The sequence below is a fragment of the Succinivibrio faecicola genome (assembly GCF_019448115.1).
Classification (GTDB): Bacteria; Pseudomonadota; Gammaproteobacteria; order Enterobacterales; family Succinivibrionaceae; genus Succinivibrio; species Succinivibrio faecicola.
The window spans coordinates 25,952-34,629 of record NZ_JAGFNY010000023.1 but is presented as its reverse complement, the minus strand read 5'-3'; the positions used below and the strand labels follow the sequence as shown (position 1 = coordinate 34,629).

Sequence of the window (8,678 nt, the reverse complement as noted above, 5' to 3'; positions counted from 1 at the left end):
AATCAACAACTCATTATGGAAACCATTGATAATCGTTGGCATATTGAAAGTGGTTACCACTGGTGGAAAGATGATTTCTTAAAGGAAGATGAGTGTACATTCATGGATAAAAATGCAATTAAAGTAATGGCTACATTTAATAACATTACCTATGCATTGTACAGAATCGCTTCAGCTATATTTGACGATTCTTGCATGGCTGAAACAAGAATACGCTATGAGGAATGTCCTGAGAAGATGTTAGAGAAATTAATCCCGCTGATGGAAAAACAGAATCTAACCATGCTTCTAAAACAAAACATGAAAGGCAGAAAAAAGTCTTAATCTCAGACAGAAAAAATAATTTATCCTCACTTTTCCAAGACATTAACAGATAAGGTTATAGACTTTATCTGTCGATGTTTTTTACTCAATTTAAGTCAAAATATCGAACGTTTTAACTTTTTTCTGTTTTAGTATCAACAGTTTAAGAACTTTGGCTAGTTTATTAAGTATTAAAACTTAAAATATTCAGTGATGCGTAACTTCTATTATAAAGATATACACATTTATGTGCCTTTTGTCACAGCTTTTTTAAGTAAATCAAAAAGTTAATGATTTTGTGAGAATTTGAGAATATTTTGAAATTTACCTTGACCTATAATTCAGTTAAAAAAGTAGGTAGTGACATATGAAAAAAACATCAAACAGATCTCTTGTATACAGACTTTCTATCATCATTCTTTCGTCAGTATTTTTTATCCTTATTGTTGTCTGCTCCTTATTTTATGCAAATTCATCTTCAATTGTAGAAAAAGAGATATTAAATAAGCAGCTTCCTACACAGACAAAACTAATTGCTACAAATATTAGAGGTTTTATCGATCCATATATTATTCAGTCAAGATCAATGGCTGAAAGTCAGTATACGATAGACTGGATCTTAGGTGGAGAGAGTAATGAATTCTATCCTGTTTTTAAAAAGGACAGATTAAAACTTATTGAAAAGTATAATCTTTTCAGTACCTTTTTAGCATCCTTCAAGAGTAATTTATATTATTACAAAGGTGAGTCAAAAGGAAAACTTGATATCAATGGTCGAGATTCCTGGCTTAAATATACTCTTGAAACGAAGGCTGAATGTGATGTGAATATGGACTTTGACAGAGTAACTGGTAATCTTGCAATGTTCATAAACTACAAGATGTTTGATGATTCTGGAAAACTGATTGCAATTACAGGTACAGCTGCAAAGGTTAATACTCTTTTATCTTTGTTAAACTCACAAAAACTAGGTAAGAGTGGGTATTTCTATGCAATAAGCGATTCAGGTCTAATTCAGCTTCATAAAAACTCAGACTATATATTAAAGAAAAATGTAAACGAGATTGAACCAGATCTTCTGTCTTTAATTAAAAAGGCTAGCCAAAATCAGTATCATTACGAATTTTATAATTCAAAATCAGATGGCAAAGATTATATTCTAGTGGCAGTTCATGATCCAAAGCTTAACTGGATTATTGTTGGAAAAATAAGAAAAAGTGAAGTATTTGAACCTTTAAATACTCTTATTTATGAGACTGTTGCAATTGCTTTAGCAGTTGTTGCACTTATGGTTCTTTTGATTATTTATATTTCAAAGATCCTAAAATCAAGACTTGGTCTTCTTCGCTTCAATCTTAAGAAGTTTTCTGAATATTTTGAGAAAAAGAGTGGTACTCCTGGTCTTAAGCGTCCACGCAATTTAGATGAAATAGGTTCTGCATCAAAAATACTTTGCGATATATCAGATGAAATTACCAAAGGAGTGGAAAATGACAGACAGGCAATTGAATCTGTTCATCTTGCACTTAACAGAGTAGTAAATGGTGATTTTTCATCAAGAGCTGATTTTATCTCATCAAACCAGACAGTTCAGGAGCTGATAAGTTCTTTAAACAATGCTATAGACAATATAAATCAGGTATTCAAAGATGTCTCATTTGTACTTGAGTCATATACATCAAATGACTATACAAAGAGAATTTCATCAGATAGATTAAAAGGTCAGTTCTTAGATCTTACTCTTGGTATTAACAGACTTGGCGATACCATGTGTTCTGTGCTTCACTCTCAAAAACAACTGTCAGATGATCTTAAAACCAAGTCTAATTTACAGACTGATTCTGTAACTTCTGTTGCTAATGCATTAAATGAGCAGTTATCATTTATTGATAGAACAGTTGATGCAACCGATCTTATCGACAGCTCAAACAGAGATGTTGAAAAATGCACAGATGAGATTGCCAACAATATTACAAAAATCGAGAATGTTGTTGATGGTATTAAGGATGTAGCTGAAGAAACCAATCTGCTTGCTTTAAATGCTGCAATTGAAGCTGCAAGAGCAGGAGAGCATGGAAGAGGCTTTGCTGTAGTTGCAGATGAAGTTCGTTCATTAGCATCTGTTACACAGAGTAGATTAAGTGATATTGAAAATCTTGCAAGGACACTTGTAGATAATATTGAACTCTTGAAAAAATCTGTTGAGGTACAAAGCTCATCTCTTGAAAAAATCAAGAATTCATCATACGAACTTCGTCAGAATTCTACAGAGAATATGTCACTTGCAAACGATACACTCAATATTACAGGTGAGTTAAATGTAATTGCAAATAGAATTTCTGAGGATGTGTCATCAAGGAAGTTCTAGTAATCAAAAAATTAAAGCCTCATTAGAGGCTTTAGGTAATTTAGAATCCTTTTGATTCGGAGAATTTTTGAGGAGCAATACTTGAAGAACCTTCAGTCATATCCTGAATATTTTTGTTCTCATTTTCTTTTTTAGCAGGATCTTCATTTACAGAATCTTTGTTATTTGCTGATTCCATGTTTTCTTTCATTTGCTCTTGCTTTTCTTTTTGAACCTTTGCATTTGCCTCATTTAAACGTCTTGAAGCATCGGCAGCAACAGAAAGATCTTTTGATGATGGCTGAGCAGGAGCCTTAGCAGCCTTGATTATAATTCGCATTTTTTCAGCTGTTTTTTCTGGTGTATCTGCATCACTAGAATCTATGTTGACGCTTCCTGCAACTGCATATTTTTTACCGTCAGGCCCAGTTTCATACTCATAAGATGGAGCACTTGTATAAGGACTTCCAACTCTCTGATGGGTCTGCTCATGCTTCTTTACTTCAATATCTCTGCTTTTAAGTTCCTGAAGTTGTTGCTTTTCCTTGTCAGATAGTGTCTTTCCATTAGCTCCTTTCTCCTCAGATACAGAGCCTTTTTCATTATCTTTTGACTCATCGGTGTTTACAGTTCCATCAGTTACGTTTGTCTTATCTTCATTGCTATCTGTTTTAACGGTTGGATAGCTAACCTTTTTTGCAATTCCAAGATAGGCCATTCTTGCTTTAGAACGATTTGATGAGTATTGATGCTGGCTGTTCTGTCCGTCATTACACTGACAGTTATCTTTTGATAGAGTAACAGTATCTTCTTGAAGTACTAAAATTCTGTTCTCATTATTTTCATTAGAGTAATTTTGGGCAATAGAATTAGAGCCGGTAGCGTAATTGCTAGATACCGGAGACATACCATTAAGAAGATTAATTGTACTCATAATCTATACCTCTACATAGAGATCGGCAGACTATATATCTAACTTTAGTAAATTTTCAAAAAAAAATTAAATTTTTCTTTGAGATTAATTCTTAAAAAATAAAAGCCAGCATATATGCTGGCTTTACATGATTCTAATTAGAATTAAGCTTCTTTTTTCTTCTGAGCTCTTCTGCATGCTGCTGCAGTAAAGATAACATCAGTTGAACTGTTAAGTGCAGTTTCGCATGAATCCTGTATAACACCGATAATAAAGCCGATGCCGACAACCTGCATTGCAATGTCATTTGGAATACCGAAGATTGAGCAAGCAAGTGGGATAAGCATTAAAGAGCCACCTGCAACACCTGATGAGCCACATGCACAAAGAACTGAAGCAATACACATTAAAAGTGCTGAAGCAAAGTCAATATTGATTCCAAGAGTATGAGCTGCTGCCATAGTCATGATAACGATAGTTACACCTGCACCTGACATATTAATAGTACAGCCAAGAGGAATAGAAATAGAGTAGGTTGCTTTATCAAGCTTCATTTCTTCACATAAAGCCATATTTACAGGCAGGTTTGCAGCAGATGATCTTGTAAAGAATGCTGTGGTACCAGATTTTGCAAGGCACTTGAATACGATAGGGAATGGATTTTCTCTTGTTGTGATGAATACTAAAAGTGGATTTACGACAAAAGCGATAATGAGCATGGTTGCAACTAGAACTGCAACAACATGAACATAATTTAAAAGATTTGCAAAACCACCTTCTTGTGTACATGAAGAGTAAACAAGACCGAAAACACCTAATGGAGCACAGCGAATAACAAATCTGATTACACCTGAAACAGATGCAGCCAGATCGTCAAGAACGATTTTTGTAGTTTCGTTTGCAACTCTGAACATTAGACCTAATGCAATAGACCAGAAAAGAATAGCTACATAGTTACCGTTGATAAATGCTGCAATAGGATTTTCAACTGCCTGGTTTACGAAATTTACAAGAACCTCTTTAATTCCTGATGGAGCTGAAACATTGGCATTTAGAGCAAGCTCTGAGAAAGTGCTTGGGAAAATATATGACATTGATAAAGCCAGTGTGCCTGAAATAATCATGCCGATAAAGTAAAGTGCAATGATTGGTTTCATGGCTGTTTGCTGACCAGTCTTATGTTTTGCAACAGCAGATGTTACAAGAACAAAAATAAGGATTGGTGCAACAGCTTTTAATGCTTTAACGAATAGTGTTCCAAGTGTAGGAATAACAGATTTGTCATCAGGATATACATAAGCTGCAACAATACCTAAAAGAAGACCAACAATGATCTGAAGAATAAAAGGAACCTTATTTAAGGTGTGATAGAGCGGAGCTCTTGGGTTTTCAGTTTCTAACATATCTAACCTTATTAGTGTTAACAATAATTGTTATGAAAAAAATTTTGATAATTATAAGGTGACAGATAAAAAATAAAAATAAAAGTTTTAATTGCACCAAAAATAGATAGTTATTTTTTGAATTACTGCACAAAAAATAAAAAATGAAAGATCTTAGTGCATTGACAATAATGATAATTGATTGTTGTCTACTATATTAGATTTTGTTTTTGTATATAAGAAAAATGCTCAGTAAAAATTTTTACAAACTCAATGCTGTGTATTATAATCTTGTAGGTTAGTCGCGAAAAACGGCTATATTTACGTAATTTAATATATTAATTTAGGTACCACAATGATCTATTCTAAAGAAGTAGAGAATATGTGCCCAGTTACTAAGGGTGCATATCATGGTCCTGCTCCAATTCCTGAAGAGGGTAAGTGGGTTCAGGCTAAAGAAATCAAGGATATCAGCGGTTTAACTCACGGTGTGGGTTGGTGTGCTCCTCAGCAGGGCGCTTGTAAGATGACCTTAAATGTTAAAGATGGCATCATTCAGGAAGCTTTAGTTGAGACCATCGGCTGTTCAGGTATGACTCACTCAGCTGCTATGGCTTCTGAGATCCTGATCGGTAAGACCTTACTTGAAGGCTTAAACACCGACTTAGTTTGCGATGCTATCAACACTGCATATCGCGAGCTTTTCTTACAGATCGTTTACGGTCGTACACAGACTGCTTTCTCAGAGGGTGGTTTACCAATCGGTGCTTCTCTAGAGGATTTAGGTAAGAACTTACGTAGCCAGGTTGGCACTATGTTCGCTACTAAGGATAAGGGCCCACGTTATCTAGAAATGACTGAAGGTTATGTAACTCGCGTTGCATTAAACAACAACAACGAGATTGTTGGTTATGAGTTCGTAAACTTAGGCAAGTTAATGGATCTTCTAAAGGCTAACCCAGAGATGTCTGGTAAAGAAGCTATTGCTAAGATCCAGGGCCACTATGGTCAGTGGGATAATGCCGCTAAGTACATTGACCCAAGAAAAGAATAAGAGGTACTAAAAGATGGCATTATTTGAAAGTTATGAGCGTCGTATTGAGAAAATCAATGGTGTTTTAGCTCAGTATGGCATTAAGTCAGTTGAAGAGTGTAAGGATATCTGCGCACAGTATGGTTTAGACCCATACAAGACTGTAGGTGAGATCCAGGGTATCGCTTTCGAGAACGCAAAGTGGGCATACACTGTTGGTGCTGCTATTGCAATCAAGAAAGGCTGCAAGGTTGCTGCTGATGCAGCTGATGCTATCGGTATCGGTTTACAGGCTTTCTGTATTCCAGGTTCTGTTGCTGAAGACCGTAAGGTTGGTATCGGCCACGGCGGTTTAGGTGCAATGCTTCTACGCGATGAGACCAAGTGTTTCTGCTTCTTAGCAGGTCACGAGTCATTCGCTGCTGCAGAAGGTGCTATCGGTATCGTTCGTAACGCTAACAAGGCTCGTAAGACCCCATTACGCGTTATCTTAAACGGTTTAGGTAAGGACGCTGCTCAGATCATTTCTCGTATCAACGGCTTCACCTATGTTCAGACCAAGTTTGATTACTACACATCAGAGTTAAAGATTGTTAACGAGATCAAGTACTCAGACACAGAGCGTGCTAACGTACGCTGCTTCGGTGCTGACGATGTTCGTGAAGGTGTTGCAATTATGCATCACGAGGGTGTTGATGTTTCTATTACTGGTAACTCAACCAACCCAACCCGTTTCCAGCACCCAGTAGCTGGTACTTATAAGAAAGAGTGCGTAGAGCAGAACAAGAAGTACTTCTCTGTTGCTTCAGGTGGTGGTACCGGTCGTACCTTACACCCAGACAACATGGCTGCAGGTCCTGCATCATACGGTATGACCGACACTATGGGTCGTATGCACTCAGATGCTCAGTTCGCTGGTTCTTCATCTGTACCTGCTCACGTTGAAATGATGGGCTTCTTAGGTATGGGTAACAACCCTATGGTTGGTGCAACTGTAGCTATCGCAGTTCAGGTATCACAGGCTTTAAACAAGTAATTTAAAGTTTTGATATCTATAAAAGGGGCATTCTTTGAATGCCCTTTTTTGATCTTCAGAGTCAGTGATATAAACTGAATTCTTTGTCATTTTTGTCATGAGTTTTCATAATAACCTAATTATACAATAGCAAAAAATATTTATATTTGAGTTGTTTTTGACATCGATATCTTCTGAAGTTAGAGTCGTATGTCAACACAAATGAAATTAAGTTTTGATAAATTAGCTTTGATAATTATGATGTCTGTATCATTTTTTTTCTAAAGAAATTTTGTTTTTCTCCGATAGCTTATGTAAAGGTTTTATAAACGGCCAGTGAGCTAAATATCAGGAGAGAGACAGAGGAAACTCTGATAGCTTTTCTGCCGTTTGGCAGAAAAGCGACCTGATTTCATATTCATTTTCCTGATAATCATCAATTAAATCTGATAGAATAGCGCACAAATGAAGGTGCGTTATGAATTATTTTTTTCATCTGTTCAAATCTAATACCGATCTTGTAGTTTCTTTTTTTCTTGCACTAACAAGCTGTTTTATACCTAAAACAGATCCTGTAAATACAGTCATCTCAATAAACTATGAGATTCTGTTTCTTTTAATGTGCCTAATGATAGTTGTTGCAGGATTTAGAAAAATCGGTGTATTAGATGGAATATACAAAGGATGTTTTAAGTTTGTTGATAATACACGATCGTTGTCAAGGATCTTTATTTTCATTAACTTTTTCATCTCAATGCTCATAACCAATGACGTATCTCTAATCGTATTCGTTCCTGTTGCAATAAGAGCATTTACCTGTATAAACAGAAACGATCTGATTATTCCTGTAGTTTCAATGCAGACAGTGGCTGCAAATATGGGCAGTATGCTTACACCGATTGGAAATCCACAGAATCTTTATATCTATTCTTATTTTAACTATCAGTTTACAGATTTTATTTTTGTTACATTTCCTGTATTTTCAGTTTGTTTTGTCCTTTTGTATATAGCAACACATTTTATTGATAAGTCATCTTTAATAATTGATACAGATAACAAGATCGTAATACCAAAGAAAAAGGCAGTGCTGTTTTGTGTTTTGTTTATTTTCTGTCTTTTATGTGTTTTAAGAGTTATAGACATTTATATACTATGTCTGATCCTGTTCCCTGTATGTTTTATTAGTGACAGGAAGTTGTTCTTGAAAGTAGATTACAAACTTCTTTTACTTTTTGTCTTTTTATTTATTCTTGTTGGTAATCTCTCAAAATACGATCTTGTAAGTTCACTTGCCTTTGAATTTGTAAGTGAATATGAATATTTCGTATCTTTATGTTTATCTCAGATAGTATCAAACGTTCCTGCTACAGTTATGCTTTCATCTTTTACATCAGATCCTGATCCTCTTTTAGTTGGTGTGAATGTAGGTGGTCTTGGAACAATCATTGCCTCTATGGCATCACTTATTTCATTTAAGTACTATGTGAAGATTGATGGTGCTAAACCTCTTTATTATCTTAAGAAGTTTACAAAATATAATTTAAGATTCCTGTTAGTTCTTGTAACTTTGCATTTTATATTTCCAGATTACTTTTAATAAATTAGAATTTTTAAAGTTTTTCTTTTGAAAATAAAAGGTTATTCTTGTAAGAAAAAATGTAAAAAATAGCAACAAAAGAGCTTTT

General features: G+C 35.0%; 7 protein-coding genes. 5 read left to right on the top strand and 2 right to left on the bottom strand.

Annotated features, from left to right (window positions below):
* Both J5V48_RS06970 and J5V48_RS06965 read left to right on the top strand, forming a co-directional pair.
* Window positions 1-324, top strand: a 324-nt coding sequence (locus tag J5V48_RS06970) for a hypothetical protein (protein ID WP_219937853.1), incomplete at its 5' end; no start/stop codon positions are given.
* A 346-nt stretch (window positions 325-670) separates the two neighbouring features.
* On the top strand, window positions 671-2,671 hold the full coding sequence (locus J5V48_RS06965) for a methyl-accepting chemotaxis protein (protein WP_219937852.1): 2,001 nt from the start codon (window positions 671-673) through the stop codon (window positions 2,669-2,671).
* Window positions 2,672-2,711: 40 nt separating this feature from the next.
* Here J5V48_RS06965 and J5V48_RS06960 read toward each other — a convergent pair whose 3' ends face one another.
* Together J5V48_RS06960 and sstT are read right to left on the bottom strand one after the other, a co-directional pair.
* Window positions 2,712-3,584, bottom strand: a complete 873-nt coding sequence (locus J5V48_RS06960; RefSeq protein ID WP_219937851.1) for a putative metalloprotease CJM1_0395 family protein — start codon at window positions 3,582-3,584, stop codon at window positions 2,712-2,714.
* A 143-nt stretch (window positions 3,585-3,727) separates the two neighbouring features.
* A complete protein-coding gene (gene sstT / locus J5V48_RS06955) occupies window positions 3,728-4,966 on the bottom strand; it encodes a serine/threonine transporter SstT (RefSeq protein WP_219937850.1) in 1,239 nt (412 codons plus the stop codon).
* Between the two features lie 334 nt (window positions 4,967-5,300).
* Between sstT and J5V48_RS06950 the strand changes: the two genes are divergently transcribed.
* The 3 genes from J5V48_RS06950 (at window position 5,301) to J5V48_RS06940 (ending at window position 8,590) form a co-directional block, all read left to right on the top strand.
* Window positions 5,301-5,999: an iron-sulfur cluster assembly scaffold protein gene (locus J5V48_RS06950; protein ID WP_219937849.1), complete on the top strand. Its 699-nt coding sequence runs from the start codon at window positions 5,301-5,303 to the stop codon at window positions 5,997-5,999.
* 13 nt (window positions 6,000-6,012) lie between these two features.
* The gene (locus J5V48_RS06945) at window positions 6,013-7,014 is read left to right on the top strand and encodes a GGGtGRT protein (RefSeq protein WP_219937848.1); all 1,002 of its coding nucleotides are present in this window, start codon (window positions 6,013-6,015) and stop codon (window positions 7,012-7,014) included.
* Between the two features lie 457 nt (window positions 7,015-7,471).
* Window positions 7,472-8,590, top strand: coding sequence for an SLC13 family permease (locus tag J5V48_RS06940; RefSeq protein ID WP_219937847.1), 1,119 nt, complete (start codon window positions 7,472-7,474; stop codon window positions 8,588-8,590).
* The last annotated feature ends 88 nt before the right edge of the window (window positions 8,591-8,678 follow it).

Coding starts and splice junctions, on each gene's coding strand:
- J5V48_RS06960 (WP_219937851.1), bottom strand. CDS start 3,584: ATGAGTACAATTAATCTTCTTAATGGTATGTCTCCGGTATCTAGCAAT.
- J5V48_RS06950 (WP_219937849.1), top strand. CDS start 5,301: ATGATCTATTCTAAAGAAGTAGAGAATATGTGCCCAGTTACTAAGGGT.
- J5V48_RS06965 (WP_219937852.1), top strand. CDS start 671: ATGAAAAAAACATCAAACAGATCTCTTGTATACAGACTTTCTATCATC.
- J5V48_RS06945 (WP_219937848.1), top strand. CDS start 6,013: ATGGCATTATTTGAAAGTTATGAGCGTCGTATTGAGAAAATCAATGGT.
- sstT (WP_219937850.1), bottom strand. CDS start 4,966: ATGTTAGAAACTGAAAACCCAAGAGCTCCGCTCTATCACACCTTAAAT.
- J5V48_RS06940 (WP_219937847.1), top strand. CDS start 7,472: ATGAATTATTTTTTTCATCTGTTCAAATCTAATACCGATCTTGTAGTT.